At 40.0% G+C, this 25,192-nt stretch carries 27 protein-coding genes; 8 read left to right on the top strand and 19 right to left on the bottom strand.

Annotation, left to right across the window (positions count from 1 at the left end):
* The first annotated feature begins 241 nt into the window (after positions 1 to 241).
* Genes CHI10_RS10190 through ytzI form a run of 3 tightly spaced genes read left to right on the top strand, consistent with a single transcriptional unit; the run spans position 242 to position 2,584 of the window.
* Positions 242 to 2,002 carry a SulP family inorganic anion transporter gene (locus CHI10_RS10190; protein WP_095244181.1) on the top strand — a complete coding sequence of 587 codons (1,761 nt, stop codon included), beginning with the start codon at positions 242 to 244 and terminating at the stop codon, positions 2,000 to 2,002.
* Positions 2,003 to 2,031: 29 nt separating this feature from the next.
* On the top strand, positions 2,032 to 2,376 hold the full coding sequence (locus CHI10_RS10185; RefSeq protein ID WP_095244180.1) for an ArsR/SmtB family transcription factor: 345 nt from the start codon (positions 2,032 to 2,034) through the stop codon (positions 2,374 to 2,376).
* A 40-nt stretch (positions 2,377 to 2,416) separates the two neighbouring features.
* On the top strand, positions 2,417 to 2,584 hold the full coding sequence (ytzI, locus tag CHI10_RS10180) for a YtzI protein (RefSeq protein WP_076259822.1): 168 nt from the start codon (positions 2,417 to 2,419) through the stop codon (positions 2,582 to 2,584).
* A gap of 266 nt (positions 2,585 to 2,850) precedes the next feature.
* Here ytzI and CHI10_RS10175 read toward each other — a convergent pair whose 3' ends face one another.
* Together CHI10_RS10175 and CHI10_RS10170 are read right to left on the bottom strand one after the other, a co-directional pair.
* Entirely contained in the window at positions 2,851 to 3,270 is a 420-nt protein-coding gene (locus tag CHI10_RS10175) for a VOC family protein (protein ID WP_095244179.1), read from the bottom strand.
* 111 nt (positions 3,271 to 3,381) lie between these two features.
* Complete coding sequence (locus tag CHI10_RS10170) at positions 3,382 to 3,900, bottom strand: GNAT family N-acetyltransferase (RefSeq protein WP_095244178.1); 519 nt, start codon at positions 3,898 to 3,900, stop codon at positions 3,382 to 3,384.
* Positions 3,901 to 4,452: 552 nt separating this feature from the next.
* Here CHI10_RS10170 and CHI10_RS10160 point away from each other — a divergent pair.
* Positions 4,453 to 4,923, top strand: coding sequence for a tRNA (cytidine(34)-2'-O)-methyltransferase (locus CHI10_RS10160; RefSeq protein WP_095244176.1), 471 nt, complete (start codon positions 4,453 to 4,455; stop codon positions 4,921 to 4,923).
* 74 nt (positions 4,924 to 4,997) lie between these two features.
* Here CHI10_RS10160 and CHI10_RS10155 read toward each other — a convergent pair whose 3' ends face one another.
* The 3 genes from CHI10_RS10155 to helD form a co-directional block, all read right to left on the bottom strand.
* Positions 4,998 to 5,285 carry a hypothetical protein gene (locus CHI10_RS10155; protein ID WP_095244175.1) on the bottom strand — a complete coding sequence of 96 codons (288 nt, stop codon included), beginning with the start codon at positions 5,283 to 5,285 and terminating at the stop codon, positions 4,998 to 5,000.
* A 276-nt stretch (positions 5,286 to 5,561) separates the two neighbouring features.
* A complete protein-coding gene (locus CHI10_RS10150) occupies positions 5,562 to 7,064 on the bottom strand; it encodes a DHA2 family efflux MFS transporter permease subunit (protein ID WP_095244174.1) in 1,503 nt (500 codons plus the stop codon).
* A 65-nt stretch (positions 7,065 to 7,129) separates the two neighbouring features.
* Positions 7,130 to 9,466: an RNA polymerase recycling motor HelD gene (gene helD / locus CHI10_RS10145; protein ID WP_095244173.1), complete on the bottom strand. Its 2,337-nt coding sequence runs from the start codon at positions 9,464 to 9,466 to the stop codon at positions 7,130 to 7,132.
* A gap of 462 nt (positions 9,467 to 9,928) precedes the next feature.
* Between helD and mleCBF the strand changes: the two genes are divergently transcribed.
* Complete coding sequence (mleCBF, locus tag CHI10_RS10140; RefSeq protein ID WP_095244172.1) at positions 9,929 to 10,768, top strand: CBF family alpha/beta fold macrolide esterase; 840 nt, start codon at positions 9,929 to 9,931, stop codon at positions 10,766 to 10,768.
* A gap of 103 nt (positions 10,769 to 10,871) precedes the next feature.
* On the opposite strand, the gene CHI10_RS10135 is transcribed toward mleCBF, so the two are convergent.
* From CHI10_RS10135 to CHI10_RS10110, 6 genes are all read right to left on the bottom strand, one after another.
* On the bottom strand, positions 10,872 to 11,300 hold the full coding sequence (locus CHI10_RS10135) for an NUDIX hydrolase (RefSeq protein ID WP_095244171.1): 429 nt from the start codon (positions 11,298 to 11,300) through the stop codon (positions 10,872 to 10,874).
* A 57-nt stretch (positions 11,301 to 11,357) separates the two neighbouring features.
* A complete protein-coding gene (locus CHI10_RS10130) occupies positions 11,358 to 11,756 on the bottom strand; it encodes a VOC family protein (RefSeq protein ID WP_095244170.1) in 399 nt (132 codons plus the stop codon).
* Positions 11,757 to 11,900: 144 nt separating this feature from the next.
* Positions 11,901 to 12,332, bottom strand: coding sequence for a GNAT family N-acetyltransferase (locus CHI10_RS10125; protein WP_179288997.1), 432 nt, complete (start codon positions 12,330 to 12,332; stop codon positions 11,901 to 11,903).
* A 128-nt stretch (positions 12,333 to 12,460) separates the two neighbouring features.
* On the bottom strand, positions 12,461 to 13,279 hold the full coding sequence (locus tag CHI10_RS10120) for a permease prefix domain 1-containing protein (RefSeq protein WP_095244169.1): 819 nt from the start codon (positions 13,277 to 13,279) through the stop codon (positions 12,461 to 12,463).
* Positions 13,276 to 13,617, bottom strand: a complete 342-nt coding sequence (locus CHI10_RS10115) for a PadR family transcriptional regulator (RefSeq protein WP_095244168.1) — start codon at positions 13,615 to 13,617, stop codon at positions 13,276 to 13,278. The genes CHI10_RS10120 and CHI10_RS10115 overlap by 4 nt, the downstream gene beginning before the upstream one ends.
* A 216-nt stretch (positions 13,618 to 13,833) precedes the next feature.
* On the bottom strand, positions 13,834 to 14,349 hold the full coding sequence (locus tag CHI10_RS10110) for a DinB family protein (protein ID WP_095244167.1): 516 nt from the start codon (positions 14,347 to 14,349) through the stop codon (positions 13,834 to 13,836).
* Positions 14,350 to 14,716: 367 nt separating this feature from the next.
* Between CHI10_RS10110 and CHI10_RS10105 the strand changes: the two genes are divergently transcribed.
* Positions 14,717 to 15,610: a GNAT family N-acetyltransferase gene (locus CHI10_RS10105; RefSeq protein ID WP_095244166.1), complete on the top strand. Its 894-nt coding sequence runs from the start codon at positions 14,717 to 14,719 to the stop codon at positions 15,608 to 15,610.
* Positions 15,611 to 15,836: 226 nt separating this feature from the next.
* On the top strand, positions 15,837 to 16,409 hold the full coding sequence (locus CHI10_RS10100; protein ID WP_095244165.1) for a hypothetical protein: 573 nt from the start codon (positions 15,837 to 15,839) through the stop codon (positions 16,407 to 16,409).
* 225 nt (positions 16,410 to 16,634) lie between these two features.
* Here CHI10_RS10100 and CHI10_RS10095 read toward each other — a convergent pair whose 3' ends face one another.
* Complete coding sequence (locus CHI10_RS10095) at positions 16,635 to 17,042, bottom strand: NUDIX domain-containing protein (RefSeq protein ID WP_095244164.1); 408 nt, start codon at positions 17,040 to 17,042, stop codon at positions 16,635 to 16,637.
* A 179-nt stretch (positions 17,043 to 17,221) separates the two neighbouring features.
* Between CHI10_RS10095 and CHI10_RS10090 the strand changes: the two genes are divergently transcribed.
* On the top strand, positions 17,222 to 17,788 hold the full coding sequence (locus CHI10_RS10090) for a YolC/YozM family protein (RefSeq protein WP_095244163.1): 567 nt from the start codon (positions 17,222 to 17,224) through the stop codon (positions 17,786 to 17,788).
* A gap of 230 nt (positions 17,789 to 18,018) precedes the next feature.
* Here the strand turns inward: CHI10_RS10090 and CHI10_RS10085 are convergent, their stop codons facing one another.
* The 7 genes from CHI10_RS10085 to CHI10_RS10050 form a co-directional block, all read right to left on the bottom strand.
* The gene (locus tag CHI10_RS10085; protein WP_095244162.1) at positions 18,019 to 18,381 is read right to left on the bottom strand and encodes a hypothetical protein; all 363 of its coding nucleotides are present in this window, start codon (positions 18,379 to 18,381) and stop codon (positions 18,019 to 18,021) included.
* A 52-nt stretch (positions 18,382 to 18,433) separates the two neighbouring features.
* On the bottom strand, positions 18,434 to 19,483 hold the full coding sequence (locus tag CHI10_RS10080) for a flavin-containing monooxygenase (protein ID WP_095244161.1): 1,050 nt from the start codon (positions 19,481 to 19,483) through the stop codon (positions 18,434 to 18,436).
* Positions 19,484 to 19,615: 132 nt separating this feature from the next.
* Entirely contained in the window at positions 19,616 to 20,143 is a 528-nt protein-coding gene (locus CHI10_RS22310; protein WP_179288996.1) for a CueP family metal-binding protein, read from the bottom strand.
* A 133-nt stretch (positions 20,144 to 20,276) separates the two neighbouring features.
* Entirely contained in the window at positions 20,277 to 20,975 is a 699-nt protein-coding gene (locus CHI10_RS10065; RefSeq protein ID WP_095244158.1) for an ABC transporter ATP-binding protein, read from the bottom strand.
* Positions 20,972 to 22,618, bottom strand: a complete 1,647-nt coding sequence (locus tag CHI10_RS10060) for an ABC transporter permease (protein WP_095244157.1) — start codon at positions 22,616 to 22,618, stop codon at positions 20,972 to 20,974. Before CHI10_RS10060 ends, CHI10_RS10065 begins: the two co-directional genes overlap by 4 nt.
* Before the next feature lie 2 nt (positions 22,619 to 22,620).
* Entirely contained in the window at positions 22,621 to 23,700 is a 1,080-nt protein-coding gene (locus CHI10_RS10055) for a Fe(3+) ABC transporter substrate-binding protein (RefSeq protein ID WP_095244156.1), read from the bottom strand.
* Positions 23,701 to 24,048: 348 nt separating this feature from the next.
* Positions 24,049 to 25,140 (bottom strand): YncE family protein, encoded by a 1,092-nt coding sequence (locus tag CHI10_RS10050; protein WP_179288995.1) that lies wholly within the window; start codon positions 25,138 to 25,140, stop codon positions 24,049 to 24,051.
* Positions 25,141 to 25,192 lie beyond the last annotated feature (52 nt).

Genomic DNA, 25,192 nt, shown 5'->3' with positions numbered 1-25,192 from the left:
CCTCTGAATCTTGAAGCGGGGGTCTTACTGCCCGTTAGACTGCGATAAAAATCTTTCATTATAGGGTTTCCAACTTTTCCGTTTATATCCAAACAGACACCGTCTCATCTCCCTCCCTGTGATGATGCTTCTTAACCCCCTGAAAATTCCTTTTGACAATTTTAAGTAATCGGAGTAAATTCATATCATAGTATATTCAAATAATCAGATATACAAATTATAAAATTAAGAAGGGTTAGGCATGCAAAACAAATCAATTTTTACTGGAAGATATAGCGGATATTCCTTACAAAGTTTCCAGAAGGATCTTCTGTCGGGTCTTGTGGTTGGCGTAATTGCTATTCCATTAGGTATGGCGTTTGCCATTGCTTCAGGAGTAAAACCTGAATATGGAATTTATACGACAATCATAGCAGGGATTTTGATTTCACTGTTCGGCGGGTCGAAATTTCAGATCGGAGGACCTACTGGTGCATTTATCCCTATCTTGTTTGGGATTGTGATGACATATGGATATGAAAACCTATTAATTGCCGGATTTATAGCAGGGGTTATATTATGTTTTATGGGGATTTTCCGGCTGGGGTCTTTGATTAAATTTATTCCGAGGCCTGTAACGATTGGGTTTACAGCAGGGATCGCTGTCATCATTTTTGCCGGTCAAATTGCCAACTTTTTAGGACTGACAGGTGTTGAGAAGCATGAATCATTTCTTAGAAATATAAATGAAATTATCGTTCACTTTCATACCATTAATGGTTATAGTGTTTTAACAGGCGGGATTTGTTTAGTGACCATCTTACTGACATCTAAATTTTTCTCCAGGATACCCGGATCTCTTGCGGGATTACTGCTTTCTACGCTTGTGGCGATTTTCTTCTATCCAAATCAAGTAGCAACGATTGGATCAACATTCGGGGATATTCCAAGTTCGTTGCCCCATTTTGAGATTCCGGAGATTACGTTTGAAAAAATACAGCTGTTAATCGGACCTGCCTTCATTATTGCTTTACTTGGCGGCATTGAATCATTATTATCTGCAGTAGTGGCCGATGGAATGACAAAAAGTAAGCATAATAGTAATCGAGAACTCATAGGCCAAGGAATTGCGAATGTAATTACTCCATTTTTTGGCGGGATACCGGCTACAGGCGCAATAGCCAGAACAGCCACAAATATTAAAAACGGAGCCATTTCTCCATTTTCCGGAATCATCCATGGAATCGCGGTTTTGCTAATTTTACTGCTCTTTGCCCCTTATGCGTCGACTATCCCTTTAGCAAGTATGGCCCCGATTTTAATGGTCGTTGCTTGGAACATGAGCGAGAAGCAGGAATTTTATCATGTATTAAAAACCAGGACTGGTGATTCACTTGTTTTAGTTGTGACCTTTTTATTAACGGTTTTTGCAAATTTAACGATTGCTGTTGAGGCAGGTCTCATATTAGCTATACTACTATTTACGAAACGTATGAGTGATATGATGGTAACCTCAAAATCACTGCCCAATCATGAAAACAAACATGGAAAAATCCAATCTCACATGGTGACAGATACTCATGACTGTCCTCAAATTAGTATTTATACTGTAGATGGCCCATTATTTTTCGGGGATGCTCAATCGTTCGAACAGTCAGTCATGAATACGTTCAATCATAATACGAGAGTTTTACTATTAAGAATGGGGAAAGTCCCGCTGCTGGATACAACGGGCGAATATTACTTATCCAAAGTTGTAAAGGATTTCTCAAAACACGGGATTATTTTAATATCTGGAATAAAACCTCAGCCAAAACAGGTGCTAAAAAAGACAGGATTATATGAATTTATAGGAAAAGAATATTTCTTTGAACATACTGGTGAGGCGATTAATTTCTCACTTACACACTTAAATAAAGGTAAATGCCTGGGCTGCAAACACTTTGCGTTTAGAGAATGTACAGTCTTTTCTGGTGAAGAAAGTGATAGGCAAGAATTAAGAAAGGCTGCCAGTTCATCTTAAAAAACGATTTGAAAGAGAGGGCCAATAAATTGAACCTTGAAATCCAGCAGTTTAAAGCTGAATTTTTTAAAGCTCTTGCACATCCGTTAAGGATTAGGATATTGGAATTATTAGCGGATGGAGATAAAAATGTTAATGAAATTCAAAGCCTTGTAGGAAGTGAAGGGTCTGCGGTTTCACAGCAATTAACTGTTTTAAGAGCTAAAAACATTGTCACGGGAACGAAAGATGGAAATCGTGTTATCTATTCCTTAAGAGATCCCATGATTGTTGAATTACTTCAAGCAGCACGCCAAATTTTTAATAACCACCTTGTCGATACGATCGAAATGCTAGATAAGTTTAATGATGATGATAATACCGAACAGCCTTAAACGGCGATTATGAAAAAACAGATGAAATCAGGTGACTAAAATGTTAACGGGATTAATAATTGTTGGGGTTTTGATTGTTTTAATTGTGCTATTCTTAAGTGTTATCACAACTTCTAAAGCCTATAACTTTAAGCATACCGTGGACCCCTTAGAAAACAATCCAAATAGAAGCGAAGATCGCCAAGTACAAAATAGTAACAATAAATAATAATAGATGCCACTTCAGCAAAAATAAGGGATAATCCTTCTTGGATCATTCCCTTTTTTATTTGTTTACTATCTTTTACCGTTTCTTTATCAAATCAACTAATCTCACTAATGACCAAGTGAACAATAATAGAGGCAACCCGATTAAAGCCACTACAATTGCTACTCCAATAATGATAACCATTGTTTTTTCCTCATCTCATTTATGAAAAAAAATCAGCCTGGGCAGCAGCTGATTCTTGAAAACCTGGATCTTCATTAAAATATCTATTTCGAAATGAGATATTTCTCTTTGAAGGCTGGACTTAGTTCACTCCACACATCAAATTTATTGCCGTCTAAATCATAAAAGACAAAGTTTCTTCCAGAGTGTCCTCTGTCTTCGATCTCTCCTACTCTTATTCCATTTTGCTTAAAGTCTTTATGTATGGCTTCTAAGGCACTTAATCCATCAACTTCAAATGTAAGCGAAAATCGCTCATTGCCGTAAATATCAAAGAAATTGGCACTTTGACCTTCTTTAGATTTCACAAGAAAAATACTCTGATTGGCAAAATTTAAAATTGCTTTGTCCTGATCTTTGTAGCTTAACTCTGCTCCTAATTTATTTACATACCACTCAGAGGAAAGCTCTACATTTGTTACTGGTATATAGGTTGTACCTACTCGTAATAATTTCTCGCTCATTTTCGTCATCTCCCAAATTTTAAAATATTTGCTTTAAATGTAATAAATAAACCGCGAATATATATATGGATGATTCTCCTATTTTGCATGACTGCCTATGTTCTTACGAGTTCATTCCTGTCCATTTAAAGTATCAATTGTATCCCAGCCGTAAACAAGTTCATAAAGTTTCTTTCCTGCAATCTCAACTTTAATCTTATCAATAACCTTGCCGCCCATGGCCTCATAAAATAACGTTGAATTATTATCCGCTAATACAAAAACGAGCATGGTGTTAATCCCTGATTTTCCTAATTCCTTAATTACAGATTTAACAAGAGCCTTGCCTATTCCTTGCCCTTGGAATTCTTTCAAAATATAGATGGAACTGAGTTCGCCCAGGTACTCCTTGTAATCCCCACTTCTTTCCTTGCCTCCAGATGAAAAACCAACAATCTGTCCTTCATCATTTTCTGCCACAAAGACAATCCCCTGAGGAATAATATTAATCCATAACTCTTCACGGCTTTGATAGGATAAATTCTCTAAGAATTCTTCTGGAAAAATATTTTTGTATGTAGTTCTCCAGCTGTCAACGTGTACCTTAGCAATTGCGCCTGCATCTGATAATTCAGCTGCCCTAATCTTCATATAACACCTCTTTTCAGTTCGTATATTACTCATTTAGAACATACCTTAACCTGCAGGCGGAATAACCCCTGATATAAGCAGAATAAACAGCACTAATCCAATGGAGAAAAAAATGATGGAGGCTGTGAAGACTGGCCCCCTCCTAAACACAAACACTTCCCGCTTTTGGATGAGGCCTGTTTGTGCGCTTGCATTTGAGGAACTGAAATCAGAAATAACTCCCCCGCTGCTTGAAAAGTAAAAGCTAAGCCCAGCAAAAGCCATGCCAGTAAAAAACATGACCTCTATGAACCTTACATAGAATGTGGAGGCAACGAAAAGTGTTACACCCACTTCAATCAGAAAAGTCAGAAGCAAAACAATAAAATATTTAGTCCGTATGATTTTCTCCTCCTTTTCAAGTACCTTCTACACTTTAGTTTAACATATTTTTACAAAAATTACTCTATTCTGAAAATTAAGTTAGTATTGTACTTCCGGTTGCAAATGCTTAAATTTCCGGCCTCTATGCTATAATCTTAAGGGTAAAACTAAAGATAGAGGTGACAACCCTTGGCCATACATGTCGTACTATATCAGCCGGATATTCCGGCCAACACCGGAAATATTGCCCTGACTTGCGCTGGAACGGATACAGCTCTGCATTTGATCCGGCCGCTTGGCTTTTCAACAGAGCCGGAAATGATCAAGCGGGCAGGCTTTGATTTCTGGGACTCTGTGAACGTATCGTATTATGATTCCATGGATGAATTTTTCTCAAAAAACCAGGGGGAGTTTTACTATATTGAAACCTTTGGTGAACAGGCCCATTCATCCTTTGATTTCAGTGATGTCTCAAAGGAGCACTATTTTATGTTTGGAAAAGAAACAACAGGCTTGCCTAAAGACTTGCTGGAGGAAAATAAAGATCACTTCTTAAGAATCCCTATGAATGGCAATGTCCGATCACTCAACCTTTCGAGCACAGCTGCGATATTGGTATACGAGGCATTGCGCCAGCAGGGATTCCCGAATATGAAATAAACCATCTTCTGCGCTGGAAGATGGTTTATCTTTCCCTCTAAAAAAAGACATTCTCAAATTTGATTCAGTCCCCCTCACTTTTCAGGTTTCAGGATAGTTCTTTGCAGGGGAACGCCTCCCATCGAAACATTGCGTTCTATGAAAATATAGGTCTTGCCATCAATAATGAATTTGCGATTCCCTATATAACTGACCTCTCTCCCTTGGTTGACAAGTTCACTCTGGATTGCCTCAATATACTCTTTGAAGTCCACATACCTCTCATCCAGATCAATCGTGATATGATTTTTCCTATATCCCATAAGCCAGTTAAAACCAATCAGGCATAAACCGAGTATAGCCAGAAATAGTATGGTTTTCATATCGAGGTTTCACCTCCCTGCTAATAACTAATGTATGAGAGTGATATTCATTCGTTTCATGTAAAACTTTCACCGCCGGGATCTTAACTCATTTTCTTATTAACTATACCGACCTTATCCACCTCCTTCCTGCTTACTTCGCATTGCTTTTATATGTGATTGGGATTATCGCAACCGCCCTTTTTTATTAAAAAAATAGCGGATAAAAAAAACCGGACGGTATCAGAACTGGATACCATCCGGTTTTCAGTATATTTATCACTCTTTAACAGCCGCTTATTCACCTGTTTGATTTTCATGATGAGGTTTCACTCTCTTAATAAAGAAAGCAAGTATAAGTGCAATCACCGCAATCAATGCAGAAAGGAAGAAAGTGAAATTAATGCCATGCAGCATCGCTTCATTCATGATTTGCTGCTGCATGTCAGCTGCGGCCTGTGCAGATGGCTGAGCTGCACTTGCACTCATATTGGCCAGTGTGTCAGCAGCCAGCTCCTCTGCTTTTTCTTTCGTGCGGTTATTCATGACGGTAATCAGCAGCGCGGAGCCAATGGCGCCGGATACCTGCTGCAGTGTATTATTCATGGCGGTTCCGTGCGGATTGTTGATCGGCGGCAGCTGATTCAATCCATTTGTCATGACAGGCATCATAACCATTGACATCCCGAACATCCGGAATGTATACAGCAGAACAAGGGTTGAATAGGCCGTATTCATGCCGATTCTGCTGAAGAAATAAGATGTTACAACGGTAATAGTCAGCCCAATCACCGCTAAAACTCTTGCCCCATACTTATCAAAGAGTTTCCCTGTAATGGGAGACATGATACCCATGACAATCGCTCCCGGAAGCATCAATAGACCCGAATCCATCGGTGAAATTCCGCGGATGGTCTGTACATAGATGGGCATCAAAATCATCGCTGAAAACATGGCAACGGCGATCACGATTGAAATGGCCGATGACAGGGCAAACATCGGATATTTGTAGATGCGAAATTCAAGCATAGGATCATCCATCCGAAGCTGACGGAGTACAAAGGTAAGTAAAGCAAGTGCCCCAATCACAATCGTGCCGTACACGAGCGGACTATCCCATCCTTTTTCCCCTGCAGAACTAAAACCATAAAGCAAGCCGCCAAATCCGATGCTTGATAAAACCAGCGAGATGAAATCAAGCTTAATGGCTCTCTGCGGTGTGATATCTTTTAATTTAAAGACTGCAAAAACTACGGTTAACAGGGCAATTGGCAGAACAAGGTCAAATAACATTCTCCAGCTGTAATGTTCAATCAGCCATCCTGAAAGAGTCGGCCCAATTGCTGGAGCTGTAATCATGACAAGACCAAACATCCCCATTGCTGCCCCTCTTTTTTCGACGGGAAATGCGGTAAGCATGACATTCATTAATAGGGGCATCATAATCGCCGATCCTGAAGCCTGAATCATCCGAGCCCCTAATAACACACCAAATGCAGGCGCAATGCTAGCCAGGAATGTTCCCAAAGTAAACAGTGACATGGCTGTAATGAATAATTTCTTATCGGAAAATCGCTGAATGAAGAATGCACTCGCTGGGATTAAAATCCCGTTAATAAGCATATAGCCTGTAGACAGCCATTGTACGGCAGTTGCATTCACATCAAATTCTTCCATAATGGATGGGAGAGCAACGTTCAGCAATGTTTCATTCAATATCGCTACAAAAGCCCCTATAAATAAAATGGCGATCATGCCATATGGCGGTTTGTTTTGATCCGTATTGGTTTGCTGCGACATTAGATCAATCCTTCTTTCTAAGTTAACTATAGATTTGATTACAGGATACAACTGACCTGACCTGATCAGACCTGAATGAGACCTTCCCGCAAAGCATCCTGCAAGAACGGACTCGGTTCACCCACGCTGCAGAGCTGCAAATCATGCATCGCTCTCGTGCAGGAGGTATAAAACACTCTGCGCAGGCTCTCATCACCATATACTTTTTCCGATGCATCATAAATGATGACGGCATCAAATTCAATGCCCTTGGACAAGTACGAAGGTACGACAACGACTCCTTCTTCATATTCAGTCGAATTGCTCCTCAGGAGTTTTATTCCATCGATGCCGGACAGGGCTTCATAGGCCTTTGCACTTTCCTCAGCAGACTTACAGATAATGGCCATGCTGTTAAGCCCCTGGCTTCTCCAGTCAGCAACCTGGGAGGCAATGAAGCTGTGCAGTTCGGTGTGATCTGATAATTGCTTCAGCTCAGGCAGCTTGCCATCGCGTTCAAACGGGATGATCTCTTTCCCGTTAGGAACCAGTCTTCGTGTAAATTCGATGATTGGTTTAGTCGACCGGTAGCTCCTCGCTAAATTAATCAGTTCTGTCTGATCCGGACCATACAGGCTGGTGAGTGTGTGAAAATCAGCCGTTTCGCTGGCATGGGCGAAAATCGCCTGGTTAAAATCACCGAGCACCGTCATCTTGGAAGCAGGAAACAAACGCTTTAAAAACTCAAATTGAAACGGAGAGTAATCCTGCGCCTCATCCACCACAATATGTTTAATCGAACTATTCGTCTGAAAGCCTTGAATCTGCTCCTTCACATATAAAAATGGAGTAGCATCTTCATAACATAATCTGCCTTCACCGAGCATTTCCTGTGTCGATTGGCAGATAGCAGCCCATTCTGCCGGCATCTCCTCTTCCATCCACTCTCGGATCTTCAGGGGATCTGCAAATAGCTGCTTGTATATCGCCTTAATATCAATGAAACGCATGGCCCTGATTTGTTTTCGCAGCGGCTTGAATTTTTTCCGGACAATCAGGCGGGCTAACGCTTCAGGCTCGATTTCATAATCATGAATCGAATCCCCTGTAAAGCCGCGTTTTTTCGCCAGGTAGGCATGTGCCTTATGGTATTCCTCATTGCTGAGCAGTTCGATTTCCTCCTGTACCCACTCCTTGGACCGTTCAGCTTTTTCAGCTTCAGTAATTTGCTTAATAAGCCAATCCGCCAGCTTCTCAAGTCTGTTATGAAAACGGAGTGAAGTGCCGCTGCTGTAGAATTGATCTGCCATTTGCTGAGCAGCAACGATCGGCTTTCCTCTGAAACTTATATCCTTAAACAACATTCCGAATAACTCCAGCGACTTCAAGTACGCATTAATGGCCTCAAAAAACCGGGCAGATGCTTTAAATTTAATGCCCGCAACCCTTGATCTGTAGTCAGGGGTTTTCGCAGCAGTTAAGACATACTCCAATTGCTCATATGGATTTTCTACGGCGAATTCTTTACCCAGCCGATGATCCAAATATTCCTGGAAGGTAACCTGCTGCATGTTCTCTTCCCCGAGCTCCGGCAGCACATTGGATACATAGCTGTTAAACATCCTATTAGGTGAAAACAGAATGATTTGATCAGCATTCAGATTTTCGCGGTACTTGTAAAGCAGATAAGCAATCCGCTGCAGGGCAGCTGACGTCTTGCCGCTTCCGGCCGCACCGTGAACAATGAGCAGCCTTCCCTGATCATGACGGATGATCCGGTTTTGATCCTGTTGAATGGTCGCGACAATATTGTGCATATGCTTATCAGTTCCCTTGCCGAGAACCTGCTGCAGAATTTCATCCCCAATGGTCAGACTCGTATCGAACATGGATTGAAGTTCACCGCGGCGGATCAGATATTGCCACTTTTTCTCCAATGTGCCCTCAATTGTGCCTCCGGGTGTTTCATACTTAGCAGGCCCCGGCTGATAATCATAGTACACACTCGAAACCGGCGCCCTCCAGTCGTAAATAAGAAAATTCTCGCCGCTCTGATCCCTTAACGTAGCAATGCCAATATAAACAGGCTCCTGTTCGGAAGAGCCTTCTTCCGTAAAATCGATCCGGCCGAAATAGGGCACCTCTTCCATTCGGCGCAGGGTGGACAAGCGCTTTGAAGCATGCCGATGGGTGCTTTGGCTGACAGACAGAGCCTGTGCCTCCTGCCTCAAACCGATAATGGTCTCCAAATAATCATCAAAGGTATCTGTGTTCACCTTGACTTCATCCCAAAAGTGTTTGCGGATATGAACTACTTCGTTTTTACGCCTGGAGGTTTCTTCTTCCAATCTGCGGACTTCCTCCGTAATCGTCTCCATTACACCGTCCAATCGATTTTGCTCGTGCTGAAGTTTTGAATTCATAGCAAACACTCCTTAAAAATATTTATAAAAAGGTTGACAAACGAATCGATTTCATTATATAATTAAGATAGGGATAATACACTTAACTTTAATTACATAATGTGCATCTATATAAATTTATCACAGGAATTCATCTATTTCAATAGATAATTATAAAAAAAGAGCCGTATTTACAGTTTTAGCGTAAATATGGCTCTTTTTATTTCTTTTTTAATCCAGATGCCCACATCTCCTCATGCAGTCTAAAGCAGAAACCACCGGAAAATTTAGCTTTAAAGTACTTAGAGATATGTTAGGGTAATACATATAGGGATGAGTCCCTTGCAAAAAAATTAAAGGAGGCCTCGTCATGATTATCAAGTGGATTCGGCACAGATTATGAACAGGGGCAGGTCTAAATGCTCCGGAAAGAATCTGATCTGCGATATTTAGAACAATGATACGATCATACGGAGGTAAAAGATGAGTGAACAAATAATGAAAATAAATAATGTGGATATATGTACAGAGAGCTTTGGAAACTCTAAGGATCCAGCAATTCTTTTGATCATGGGCGCAATGTCTTCACTGGACTGGTGGGACGAGGATTTCTGTCACCGTCTGGCTGATCAGGGGAGATTTGTCATTCGGTACGATCATCGGGATCTGGGAAGATCGACCACTTATGAACCCGGGACTTCCAATTATACAATAACAGACTTGGCTGACGATGCAGCAGGCGTACTGGATGCTTATCACATTGATCAGGCCCATATTGTCGGGATGTCCATGGGCGGATTAACTGGACAGATTCTTGCCTTAAGATATCCGGCCCGTGTATTGACACTTACGCTTATCGCATCAAGTGTGTTTGGAACTGAGATGGAAAAGCTGCCGCCAATGGATCAGAATATACTGGATTACCACGCGGAGAGTGCTTCCATCGATTGGTCGGATCGGGATGCTGTCATTCCTTATCTCGCTGGCGGATGGAAAACACTGGCCGGCTCCAAGCCTTTCGAACAGGAAAGAATGTCTAAACTTGCAGCAAGAGAAGCAGACCGCGCCAATCAGCTGCCGAGCAGATTTAACCATGCCCTGCTTCAAGGCGGAGAAGAATATTATGATAGAATGGATCAGATCCGCGTACCGGTTCTCATCATTCATGGAACAGAAGACCCGGCCCTCCCATACGAGCACGGGCTTGCGCTTAAGAAAGCCATCCCTCATTCTGAATTGATGACACTTGATGGAACTGGCCATGAGATTCATAGTGAAGACTGGAATCAGATTATAGATTCTGTTGTAAAGCATAGTTCTTGATAAAAGAATAGTTAAGAAAAGTTCAAAGCCCAATTTCTCAAAATTATTAATGAGAAATTGGGCTGCTTTTTCTATACAATCCGATATTAAAAGAACCCTGCTACTAATGGATTGGAATCAATGCTTCAGCATACTTAATACTTTCTTTTAAGTAAACAGGCGCTTTCGGGTGATGTAAGATCTCTTCAGTTGTTAGCCATAACACCTCTTCGACCTCATCGGAACATAAAGGTAATGCATCACCAGATTCATATTCGCATAGAAAAACAATATCTACTACATTATGATTAGTATCTGTTACGAAAGAAGTACTGTGTATATAAGTTAAACGGTCTTTTACTTTTACCCCGACTTCCTCTAAAATTTCACGCTTTACAGTTCTTTCTAAAATATTTGATGAGTTTCCTTCTAAATCCACCTTTCCTCCAACAAGGGAAAGCAAACCACCTGCATGTTCCTCTTTTTTACTTCTTTCAACAATGAGCCACTTGTCATTTTTCCTTATAGCCCCTTCTACATTTACAATAAACATTTTTAGCCTCCCGCTCATAAATTTCACTTTCCATAATAAATAGAAGCAGACCACGTTTTATAAAGGAGCAATTAATTCAACTTTAATTCGATCAGGATCTTCGAAATAGACTGCGTAATGAGCAGTTCCTCCCGCAAAAGGATGCTTGTTTTTATAAAGGATATTGACCCCTTTAGCCTCTAATACATTCGTTATTTCATCAACGTGAAGCCGTGATTCAGCATAAAATGCCAGATGATTCAGCCCCACTCGGCATCTATGATATGGAATATCAAGAAAGCGTTCCTCTGCCTGCACAAAGACAATGTAGGTTTCACCTAGTCTCCAGCTTTGTCCGAATTCCCATTTTTGAAAAGATACATATCCTAACTCCTCGAGAAACCACCCCCAAAATTCGGATGACCTTTCCAAATTTGATACGTACAGCTCGATATGATGGAGCAACCCCTTTGACAAATACACACCTCCTGGTGAATAAACATTCCAAAATATAGCTACTTACCTAATCTAACATTTCTACGTCTTTTTCAATTCCCCTTTGTTTAACTAACGCACCCGTTTGTTTAAGTACAATTATTCACAAACTTTACAGTGGGTATTTTAGATAAGCCTTTTTGCAAATCCAACACTTTTTTCTATATAGCCACTATTTTTATAGAATTTATGAGCATTAATTCTCTCTGGTCGGTTCCCACTATTTAGCCCTATTCCCGTTGCTCCAATTTTTTTTGCCCAAATTTCTGCCTCGTTTAATAGCTGTTTACCTATCCCTTTATTACGGTGATTTGAGTCTACCACAAGGGCTACAATACGAACATATAAGCCATCTAATTCATAATAATACCCTTTTACAAGTCCTATCATTCCAACTACTTTAGCATCATATAATGCTAACAAAGTATGGTAGTCTGGACTAGATTCAATATTGCTAAATCGTTTTTTCATTTTTTCGATTGTTGTGGGATATCCAAGGTGTTCCATCAATATAGTTATTTCCTTAATATCATTCACTGTTGCTATCCTAATTTCCATTTCACACCTCACTATATTTTTATTTCTATAAAACTTCTGTAATTACCAATATTTTTCCTTTTTCCATTAACCTGCCCGCTAGTTGAAAAAACAGGAATACCTATCATTCCTGTTTTTGTATCACAGATCTAAGCTGGCACTTTTCTTTTCCCTACTAAAAAATAAAGCAAATAACCGACAATATTTAATAAAGTAAACACGATAACCCAACCAATATTTAATCGTTTATGATGATAAGCATTAACGGTTGCCCAAATAGTGAACAAAGTTATATAAACTGCCATCCCTGAGAACAAAATTATAGACATTAAACTACCAATATGTCTCGTTTCCATTTCAACGTACCACCGTTTACCATCGCCGTTTCCATAAGGAAAGAAATCGGCTTGAAGCCATTCAGGATTCCACACTTTTTGTTCATATCGGTAATCTGGCTTTGTATCTCTTACATAATCAAATACCAAATTGTTATTATCAACATTACTTACATTATAAATTTCGATTTGTGAAATTTGGTCTGTTCCTTGAACGAGCCCTTTTATTTCTTCTTCCATATCTTTTGAAATGGCTCTTTTTCCATCCAACACATCAAAAATTTTAGTCGCAACAATGGAATTTTCGCGTGCATTTTGTTCTTCTAATGACCATATAACTCCAAATGGGGTAACAGTAGTAATAAGGCATATTAAAGCTAGATAAAGCACCCATTTTGCAAATACTTTTTGTGCTTTAAATAATTGCCCTATAACAGAACGCATTTCATTTTCTCCGCCAAAACGGTTAATTGCTATTTCAATAGCTTCTTGTTCTGATTTTCCCTCTGATTTCAATTCGTGAACTGCTTCTAACAAATGATTTTTCATTTCTGCTTTTAAATCTTCAATGTCTTTCTTATTCCCACCAACATTATGATAAACTTCATCAACATACGATTCTATTTGTTTCATGCTTGTTCTCCCCCTTCTAAAAACGAATCAATAATTTTTTTTACAAACTGCCATTCCAAACGCTTTTTTTCAAAACCTTCTTCACCCTGTGGTGTAAGTTTGTAGTATTTTCTTCTTCCTCCTGGTCCTTGTTCATCGCCCCAGTAAGATTCAATCCATTTATTTTTTTCTAAACGCTTTAGAGATAAATAAAGTGTCCCTTCCTTTATTTCAAATTGGTCTTCGCTTTTTTCTCGAACCAGTTTTGCTAACTCATATCCGTACAAATCTCTAGTATGTAGTAAAGACAGTATTAACGTATCAATATGACCCTTTAGCACTTCTTTATTAACTTCCAAATTTGCCCACCCCCTTATCTAAAGATAAAATAAAATACTATATAATGCAAGGTATTATAATAAATAAATAGGACTCTAGGAATGATAAGTCCTTTTTCCATAAAAATGCCCCTTTAGTTGAATAACAAAATCGGTCTTTAATAGTGTGGTTATTAGGAGTCTTTGTCTAATAGTGAATTGATTAAATATCTAGATGCAATACAGTCTCTAAAAATTTTAGCCAAATGAAGTCTGTTTTGGTTCAGCCATTCCTAATTGTGCCCATTCTTCTTTTGAAGGACCGTAGATCCCTGGAACACTAATTCCTGCTTGTCTCATTAGAATAGTCATTTGTCCCCGGTGATGAGTTTGATGTTGGCTTAAAAATAATAAAAGACTTCCCTTTGTCATGTTTATTCCAAAGAAGTCAATTTGTTCCATAAGAGTCTGATCAGTCCATTGAGTTTTCAAAGCCTCAACAAATTCATGTGAAGATTTAATATAGCTTTCAGCAATGAAGTTAGCGGATGATGGGACAGACCAGTCTTCATCAGGAGCTTTAAACCTTAATCCTGCCTGTGAACTAATAACTTTAATAGAAGTGACCGTATGCCATGCAATACGTCCTAAAGACCATTGATTTGGAGTGACTTCTTGCTTTAATGATTCATCCGTGAGATTTTTAAGAATCCTGCTTGTAGCTCCTGCCTCAAATTCCCAAGATGTATAAAAATCGCTTAAACTATGATACATCTTCAAACTCCTCTCAATAATATGCTTATTAACATTCTCCCTTTTAATTAAATTACCTCCTCCTTTTTCTTTAAGGCTGCACCCCAGAAATAACGATTTCCAATTCTAGTTGAATTCTCCTTGTATAAAACCTCTTCTTATTCAACAACTGCCCTCGATAGTACAACAAACGATCCTCCCCGTTAGTAACATAACAAAAAGCCACCTGGCTTGGCAGCTTAACATTTAATGAATGATGTCTGGTCCCCCACCGGCTTTAAAGCTTAAGGCACTTATTTTAAGTAAAGTCTACTTATAGTTCTGCTGTATACCTATTCATTTTCTTTCGTTCATGTGTATTATTTTATTTAAGGGGAGGTATGTGTAAATGAAAATTGAGCGCTTATCAAATGGAAGAGTAGAAGATTTTTTAAATTACTGCAGGATTCATAAAGGAGCAGTTGATTCTTCCTTTTTATATGAGGATGATTTAAAACAGTTTCAAGATACTGAAGAGAACCCAACCTATTTAGCAATTGATGAAAATGGGAAAGTAAAAGCAGTTGCTTCCTTGATTATGGATGAATATGCGAAAAGCGGGCGGAAATCAAGATTTCGCATTTTCCACTCTGAGATTGAAGATATTGATGTTTATAAAGGCTTAATGAACGAATTGTTGAAGTATAAAGAAGGCTACGATAAATATTTTATATTTATACCGCTTGATAATAAGAAGCTGCAAAGTAATTTATCACAATTACAATTTTCAGCAGAACGGTACTCGTTTATCCTTTTACGAGATCATTCACCGGTTGCGTCAGTAAATCTTCCGGAAAACTATGAAATCAAAAATTATGAATCAGGGAAGGACGAAGAAATCTGGTGTATGGTCCGAAACACTGGTTTCGCTAAGCTTAAAGGGAGCGAAACACCAATGAGCCCGGACCAAGTAAAGAAAATGATGGCTTCTGATGACTATCTTGATGGCGGGGCCATGATACTCTACCATTATGAAAGGCCGGTTGGAGTGGTGAAATGTTCCGACGATGAATATAATGATATTCAGACAATGAATATCGGGTCTCTTGCCTTGATTCCAGAGTACCAAGGTAAAGGGTTAGGAAGAATGCTTCTGCGGAAAGCTATGCAGTTTGGATTAGACCAGTCATACAAACAAATATATTTATCTGTAAATGGAGAAAATGAGCAAGCAAAATCATTGTATGTGCAAGAAGGCTTTAGAGAAGCAGAAGGTTTTATATGTTACGCCTACCATTTTTAGATACTTAAACAAATATATGGCAGTCTAATATTTCAACAAGATTTCTGACTGTCATAATTTTTTCCGGTCTTACTTCTGCCAGCCTGATAGTCATTCCACCTCTAAAACATACCTTCAAAATACAGTATACATCAAGAGCCTTCTGACAATATGCCATGTTGTGAATATTTTCCTGTTTTAGAGCTAAAATACCCTTAAATATACTTTTATAAGGGTGACTCGGTAAATGCCGGATAAGCGACTTGAGCAATTTGATCATATAGTGAGAATGGGGAAAGAGGGACAAGAGGCTCTAAATAAGTATTGGTTAGATTTTGATCTTTATACTTCATTTGAATACTGGTTAATGGCAGCACTTCTTATAGGTCCTCTTATCTACTTGTTTTTTAAAATTGATAAAAACAGAATTTTTTTCTTTGGTTTCTATGGTTACAGTATTCATGTAATATTCGGATATATTGACTTATTTGCGAAAAATTCAGGATACTTAAACTATCCTTTCCCAGTGATCCCAATGCTGCCAGGGCTAACCCTTGATTCGAGTTTCGTTCCTGTTACTTTTATGCTTGTTTACCAATGGACGATAAGCCGGGAAAAGAATTACTATCTGTATATGATCATTACCTCTGCGGTTATGGCATTTATCTTTAAGCCGGTTCTGGTCGCAATAGGGCTAATGAGGCTTTATGGAAACGCAAATTATATCTATCTATTTGCTGGTTATTTAATTGTCATTACGATCGCTAAATTTATCACGAGTGTGTTTTTGTGGACAGAGGCTAAATACAAAAAAGGATAAATGGATACCATTTATCCTCCCTTTTTAACCTGCCTGGCCTTGGAGTTTTAAAGAAGAATCTGCCTGTTTAAGCAACTGTTCCTGAGTTTGCGAATCCTTATATTCATATCTGCCAGGCTGCACGCTGCAGTTGGATTTTTAATTAGAGTCAAATTACCTTACTTTTTTTAACTGGGTTTACATCTTTCTTATGTCTCATAATTTCAAGCACTTTTATAATTCCACTCAATAATCTTCTCCACAATAAGCAAAAGATAGTAGAGTAATTAAAAAGTCTCGATCTTCGGGAAACGATAGCTCTAAGGTTCTTAATTCCTCGATATTCTTCCAGTCAATGTCATAAATCAAATGATCAGGATCCTGAATGGCTGCTCTTCCTCCAATTATCTCCACTTCAAAATATCTTACTTCCCCACTGCAACTCACTTTATTGAAAATAGGCTGTATCACACATACCTCAAACCCTGTTTCTTCCCTTATCTCCCTGATACAGCATTCTTCAAATGTTTCTCCTTCTTCCAAACCGCCTGAAGGAACAGACCAGCGTTTTGGTTCGTCTGCTGTCCCTTGCAATACCATTAGAACCTTATCCCCGCTAATGCAAACTCCCGCCGAGCCAAGCCATTTACTCATATAACACACCCTCTAATAAGCTTACTTTGGATAAACTATTCAACACCTTTAGTGCTATTCCTTTCATGATTAGCCGAATCTTATTTAGAAAGTTATAAACTGACGTATTAGCAGCGGATCCTAAACAAAACCCACACCTAGGTGGGTTATTTTGGTAAACTGTAATAAAGGAGGGTGACATGAAGACGTTTGCTTCTATCTTAATAATCATTACTGCACTATTTGTATTTGATGTGATTGTCAAAAAAGAGGATGCTCCTATTAGTCAAGAAGATAAGAGCAGTCAGATCATGTCTGTTCTTGACATTGTGGATGATGAATTTGGTTTATTTGGCTATTCCGTAAGTCATGAAGAATCAATTATCTATATTGTTATGGATGCATTAAAGAGCGAAAAAGAACTGAAGGAATATCTTTCAAAGCAAATAACACAAGAAGATCTGAAACAATATAGTTTTGATATTATAAAAAGACCTCTGGAGGAAGTTGAGGCAGAAAGTAACTTAGTTAAAATCGAATCTATCTTAAATGAATATTTTGAAGAAGAATATTTTACAGATATTCAAAGAGTCATAAGTTTTATCGAACCAGAGCCCACTATTAAAATCGACCTTGCCAAAGACAGTATAAGATCTGCCGAGGAATTTGAAACTGAACTAAAAAGCCTGCTGGCTTCTGATAAATTTGATTTCATCTCTGAAGGTTTCAAGTATAAGTTTCAAATTGAAAAAACAGATGATATTTGAATCCATAAGATGAAGCCTTTTAACCAGCCCGAGAAGAAAAACAGCTGGTTTGAACTTATTGAACAAGAACAAGATTATGAATACTAAAATATCAATTTCAAGATATCCTGTCTGCCTATCCGGCAGACGTTCCTACTAAGTTTGTTTTAACTTAAGTTCAATCATTTCCCGTTAGATCATCTATTACATGGAATATCAAATAAAAAGCCGCTTTCCTGTAATACAATAATTTATTTAAGAAAATCCTCGAGCGCTTCCCCAGCCAGCTCTAACGCTTTTATTCTTCTTTCCAAAAGCGTCCTCTGGGGACTTCCCTCTTTTAACTTGGCATAAGCGCTCTCTATTGAAGGCATTAAACCAATAAGAACTTTGCGGGCTTCAGCTAACTCCTCTCTGGTATAAGGATGGAGTTTCTGATCCCATACATTCTCCAGGATAGCTAAGCCGATGCAGCATGCTTTGTGCCGCTTTTCTACCAGGGTAGTATTGGCACCTTTCTCAGTCATCTGAGTCAGGGCCTTTTCGAGTTTACCTATTGTCGATTGGAAAGATTTGATGGATTCCAATTTAACTGCATTTGAAACGTTTACCATGATAAAGGCTGTCCTCTCTTCATTTTGTTATAGTTAATAAGTGTTAATCATTCTATGTTCTATTAGAAAGCATTGCACTAAGCAAATATTCAGCATCCTGCCCAACTCCACAAATCAATGCGGATCCTCGCTGATATTGCCAAGGTAAACCAATAAAATAAAGCCCCTTTATTTCAGTAACCCCCCTTTTATGTATTGGTTTTCCTTCACCAGAGACCACACCCTCTATATGAATCCAATCGTATGAGGGAACAAAACCAGTAGACCATATGATACTTTCGAAATTCCTCTGAGTCCCATCTCCAAAGAGAACTTCTGTATCACTGACCTGTATAACTGTCGGCTTTACATCAACCTTCTTATTCTGAATGAGTGTTTTCAGCTCTTTTCCAAAAATCGGGTCCTTCTGTTTCTGAAACCAGCTGCCTTTAATCGTACTTGTCCCCGCAAACAGCAGGCCGATTTTTTCCAGCCAATAAAAAATGCTTTTCCCCAGTACGGTTAAGGGGAAAAATTTCATGCGATGGCCAACAGCTATTGTGACTTTCCGGTCTTTGGCTAACTCCACAGCAAGCTGCGCACCTGAATTGCCACCGCCCACAATCAATACCTCACCGTCTGGCACTTCTTCCGGTGATCGATATTCTGAAGAGTGAAGCTGGAAAGCACCTGTTCCCTCTTTAATAACAGGAGGTATATAAGGTTTTTGAAAGGCACCAGCTGCGATGATAACTTGTTGAGCTTTAAGGCTACCGTTAGTAGTCTCTATAATAAACGAGCCATCTGGCAGCTTATTCAACTGAGTGACGTTCGTATCCAGCATGACCGGAAGAGCAAAATACTTCACATAGTCATTCAGATAATCCGCCATGTCATCCTTCGTCGGAAAATCCTCTGATGGACCTCTCATTTGCAGTCCGGGCAGACTGCTATATTGGCGCGGAGTAAATAAAACAAGGGATTTGTATCTTTGTCTCCAGGAGTCCCCCACGTTGCCGTTTTTTTCTATTATCACAAAGGATATCTTCTCTTTTTTTAAAAAATATCCCATTGCTAATCCGGCTTGACCACCGCCAATGATGACAGTTTCATAGCTTATCATGGCTCTCCCTCCCCGTAATATATTCAAATATATATTTGAATATTATTATACATAATAACCAGAAAAAGGAATACAACTTCTCAAAAAAAAGAGCCGCCAAATGGCAGCCCGATAGCAGGTATTCCCCTGCTTTTATGTTAATTGCATCGTGGTAATGCATGTAGCATCATCCTCAAAAGTGGAAATTTCCGATTCTGATGCTTTTCCATCATGCTTAATCTTTATTTGATAGGTTTTGTCCCTTGGAAGCCATAAATCGAAAAACCCATTTGCCTGAGTTTTGACCTTATCATCCAAAATCACATTGCCTTTTGAATCCTCAATATATACATCAAACTCTTTTTCAGCCAGTTCACCTTGACAACCTGTCAAGCTATGATTCGTTCAAGGGTGGGTTTCATTAGCGTAAGGCGCAATCGATACGAAAAACTCTTCTTCCGGCAGATCATAGGATAATTCCTCTCCGTCCGATTCTTTAACGATCAGCTGCTCCGAGGTAATGGAGGCAGATCCGGTCTTTATATTTCCAACGCTGTAATCGTTCACTAATGCTTTGATGTCTTCAGTCTCTGAAGCAGCATCTTCTTTGGAGTCTGCTTGTCCACAGCCAGCTAATGCCATTGAAATCAGTGAAGCAGCGAGAACCAATTTGATCTTCATCGTTTTCACATCCTTATTCTTTCTTCATCTCTAACTATACCAAAGTACTATAGCAAATAAATATGAACAATTTATGAAAGCTTGTCTGACAGTATAGAAAAAAAGGCACGCTTCTATTGCGAGCCTTTCCGAACTACCTTACAAATGTAAGTTTACTTCCTTTTCCAGGAGCTTCACATGGTGTTCCTTCCGCTCTTCCAAATACGATGCTTCGGCCGCAAATGGCTTCGACATCTTCCTTATCATGCGTCACCATAATACAGGTCATGTTTGCCTTTTTCAGTATCATCAAAAGCTCATCCCTGATCGATCCTTTTAAGTTCGCATCCAAATTGCTGAATGGCTCATCCATCAGCAGCAGCTTAGGCTTGGGAGCCAGAGCCCTGGCCAGAGCAATCCGCTGCTGCTGACCGCCGCTGAGCTCATGCGGATATCGTTTCTCATACTCTGTCATCTGGACAAGCTCAAGCATTTCCCTGACACGAGGATATCTTTCTTTTCGCGGCAGGCGCGACAAACCGAATAAAAGATTATCCTTTACTGACATATGAGGGAAAAGGGCATAATCCTGGAATACCATGCCCACCCCGCGGTCTTCCGGCTGTACAAAAGTCTTCTCTCCGGCTGCTTCTGTGCCTGCGATTTCAATGCTTCCCGACTTCGGAATTTCAAGCCCTGAAATCAATCTGAGCAGCGTGCTTTTACCGCTTCCGCTCTGTCCGAGTATGCCAACGATTTCCCCCTCGTCCACTCTAAAAGAGAAATTCTCAATTACAGGAACACGGGCTTTTGGAAATGAAAATGTCAGATTTTGAATGGTAAGGATGTTCATTTCTTCACCTTCTTATCAATCATTTGGAACACCGCTACAGATAAAACACTTATGAGGATAATCATGAGAGAAGGAATAGCTGCTTCATGAATCATCTCATCTTTTGCGTATTGATAGGTCTTCGTAGCAAGGGTATCAAAGTTAAACGGCCTGAGCAGTAAAGCCAAAGGCAGTTCCTTAATAATCTCTACAAATGTTAAAATAAACCCGCTGAATAAAGCGCCTTTGATCAGCGGCAAATCCACCTTGAAAAAGGTTTTAGTGACGCCGAATCCAAGCATCCTGGATGCTTCTGTATATTTCGGCCCGATTTTCTCAAATCCGATTTCAACAGCATTATAGCCTGTTGCCATAAATCGGATGGTATAGCCAATCACGAGCATAGCCAGAGATAAACTTAAGATAAGGGGAGCTTTTCCCCATCCCATATAAGCATAAAATGGCGCAAGCAAAGAATCAAGTTCTATAAATAACGCCAGGATCCCAATCGCAATAATGGCCCCGGGAATCGAATAGCCGGCTGTTGCCAGTTTGGATAAAACATAGGCCCCGTTCGAATGCGACCTCGTTACATTGGCGATAATCACAGCAAATAAGAGTATCAGCGCCGTAGAGATCATCCCAACAAAAACAGTCTGGTTTAACAGAGTAAAGAACGTGTCGTTCCATACCTTTGCGAAGGTCAGCCTGGTCCATGCCAGCAGCTGCACCACGGGTATAAAGAACCCGAGCAGGAAGATGGCCGAACAATAGCTGAACACCGCTGCTGCCTGAAGCCCCTTTAACTTTTTACGGACCAGAGGCCTTGATTTGCTGCTGATATTATAGCGTCTCCCCTGCCTGAGCAATTTTTCTATAAAAAATAATCCAACGATAATGACCATTAGCCATGCCGCCAGCCTCATGGCTGAATCTGCATCATACATGCCAAACCACGTCTGGAAGATGGCTGTCGTAATCGTATGGATGCCAAAATAGCTTGTTACTCCGTAATCACTTAAGACTTCATAAATGACAAGCACAGCGCCGGCCACGATTGCCGGCCTGGAGAGCGGGAGGACAATTCTTACAAAAATCGAAAAAGGCTTTCTTCCCAGCAGCCTTGCATTTTCAAGGAAAGAAGAGCTCTGGTTTTCAAGAAACGCTCTGCAGATAATGTATACATACGGAAAAAGAAAGATCGTAAATATAAATACGGCCCCTCTCAGGGAGGAGATTGACAGCCATTCCGGATTGATCTGATAATCGAACTTGTTCCTTAATGTAACCTGTACGACCCCTGTGTAGCTTAACATCGTCCGATAGGTGTAAGCAGCGATATAGGGAGGAATGGCCAGCGGGAGAATAAGCCCCCAGCTAAAAAAGCGCCTCAGCGGGAAATCGTATGCGGCAACGAGCCAGGCCAGGCTCACCCCTAATATGGCTGTAAATAGCCCAGTCATCACTACGAGAATAATCGAATTGGCAGCATAAGTTTTTAATAGATATTCCCTAATCTGAAACCAGTTTTCATTCGGTTCCTGGAAAATAGAAAAAAAGATAAACAAGATGGGCAGCAAAATAATTGCCGCCCCAATCAAGCTTACCAGCCACCATCCGTTAAAATCTTTTCGAAAAAAATGTTTAACAGATTCCGTATTCATGATTATTTCCAGCCTGTTTTATTGAAGATCTCAATGGCTTTTTGGTTATGCTTTCCTAAAGTATCAAAGTCAAGCTCCTGCATTTTAAAGTCGCCCCATGACTTCAGGATTTCAGGCTTTTCTGCGTCAGGATTAACAGGGAACTCATAGTTGTTCGCTGATAAATATTCCTGAGCTTCTTTTCCAGTCATGTATTCGATTAGCTTAGTTGCATTTTCAGGGTTTTTGCTGTGCTTCGTTAATCCAATTCCGCTAATGTTTACATGTGTGCCGTTTGTGTCCTGGTTAGGGAAGAATACACCCAGACCTTCTGCCACTTTCACTTCTTCAGGATCTGATGAATTGGCAAGCAATCCTACATAGTACGTATTCATAATCCCTACATCACCAATGCCGGCTGCGATAGCCTTCGCCTGGTCACGGTCACCGCCATCCGGCTGGCGCGCGAAGTTTTTCACAATGCCTTCAGACCATTCTTCAGCCGCCTTTTCACCATTCAACTCAATGAAAGAAGCAAGCAAAGACTGGTTGTAAAGGCTTGTTGAAGAACGAGCAAGCACTTTGCCCTTCCACTTATCACTTGTTAAATCTTCATAAGTTGATAATTGATCCGGGGTAACTCTATCCTTGGAATACACGATAACACGTGCTCTGGTCGCCATTCCAATCCACTTGTTTTCCTTATCGCGCAGGTTCTCAGGAACATTTTCACTGATCACATCGGATTCAACCGGCTGCAGAATATCATTATCCTTCGCGTGTGCAAGGACACCGCCATCCACTGTAATAAATAAGTCGGCTTCTGTGCTTTCGCCTTCACGCTTCAGGCGCTCAATCAGCTCTTCCGCTTCCCCTTTAACAACATTGACCTTAATGCCTGTATCTTCTGTGAAATCTTTGTATACTTGTTCATCTGCTTCATAATGTCTGGCAGTATAGACATTGACCACCTGCTCTTCCTTCTTGGAAGCGGTGTCTTTTTCTTTGTCACCTTCTGATGTGCCTTCTCCCCCGCACCCGGCAAGAGCCAGAGTTAAAGCTGTTGTTGCAATAAAAGGCTTTAGTAATTTTGATAAGTTCATGTTTTCTTTCCACCTTTATATATGTATTTGAAAATGAGAATTATTATCACTAAACTTATTCTACCTATCATCCTTCATTTCGTCAACATTCTTTTGCCATAAAAATACTAGATTCGTCAAATGAAATGTTTTTATTCAGATTAAGCATATAAATCTATGTAAAAAACAACAAGATCCTGATGCGCATCAGGATCTTGTTGCTACAACACTCGCGGAACCCCTATTTTCTACCTGACCGCACATCGGTTTCACGCTGTGCTTCTATGCCCATAGTCGTTTCCCGGATTGGCTGATTGAATGGAACCCGGTTTTGTATCTTTTCACTTTCGCCTTTTCCATATCGAACATTTATTTTGTAATGCTTATTCCATTCGGCACTCCTATTACTTCAATTGTATCAATGACCTTATTCTGTTCTTTATCGATGATGCTGACCGTATCTTCAAACATATTCGTCACATACACCCTCTTGTTGTCCGGACTTGTTACCACTCCATGCGAGCCTTTTCCGGTTTCAATTTCAGTTATCGCTTTCTTTAAAACAAGATCTATAACGGTCACACTGCTCGACGGAGTTTCTTCTGTTCCCTGGTTGGCCACATAGGCAAACTGACCTTTCTCATCGATATATACTTGTGCAGGACCAGTTCCCACTGGAATTTTATCAACTTTTTCAGTAGCGAGGTCAACCACAGCGAGAGCATTTTCTCCATTTAATGAAGCGACAAGTGTTTTTCCATCAGAAGTAATACCCGTAGTGACAGGAGCTATTCCCACTTTAATCCGCTTTTCTTCCTTCTTGGTTTCAAGATTAATAACACTGACCGTATCTTCACCCATGTTGGCAATGTAAGCTCTTTTGCTATCTGATGAAATCCTGAATCCATGCGGCCCTTTGCCGGTCTCAACTGTGTTTGTCACATTGAAGCTATTCATATCAATGACAGATGCAGTATTATCCTCGTTGTTTGTTATAACAGCGTACTTCCCATCATGAGTAAAAACAATGTGTGCAGGGTGATTTCCAACTTCGACCTCCTGAACCAGTTCATCTCTCTCAACACTGTAAAAAACGGCTTTTGCACTCACTTCTCCGTGGCTGCCATGGCCTCCTCCATGTCCTGCCCCTGGCACTACCGTAGCTCCGATTAATTCTCCATCAGGTGATACCTGCACATTGTGAGCTGAACCTTCCACCTCTATTGTCTTTACAATTGAATTGTCAACTGCGTCAATTTTGGAGATGCTGCCTTTTTCGTTAGCAGTGTAATAATATTGGACCTCCGTTTTTTCTTCAGCCTCTTCTTTATTGCCTTCCGTTTGCTGAGCATCCCCGGAAACAGACTTCTGTTCATCAACAGCATTACTTCCCGAGCTGCATCCAGCCATTATCACGCCTGACAATAAAATTACAATAAATATCATTTTAAACTTAATCATGGAATGTTCCTCCCTTATCGTATATAAAGAGAGCATAATAACAGCAAGAATA

This window comes from Bacillus sp. 7894-2 (assembly GCF_002272225.1).
Classification (GTDB): domain Bacteria; phylum Bacillota; class Bacilli; order Bacillales; family Cytobacillaceae; genus Cytobacillus.
This window is presented reverse-complemented; position numbering and strand designations above follow the sequence as displayed.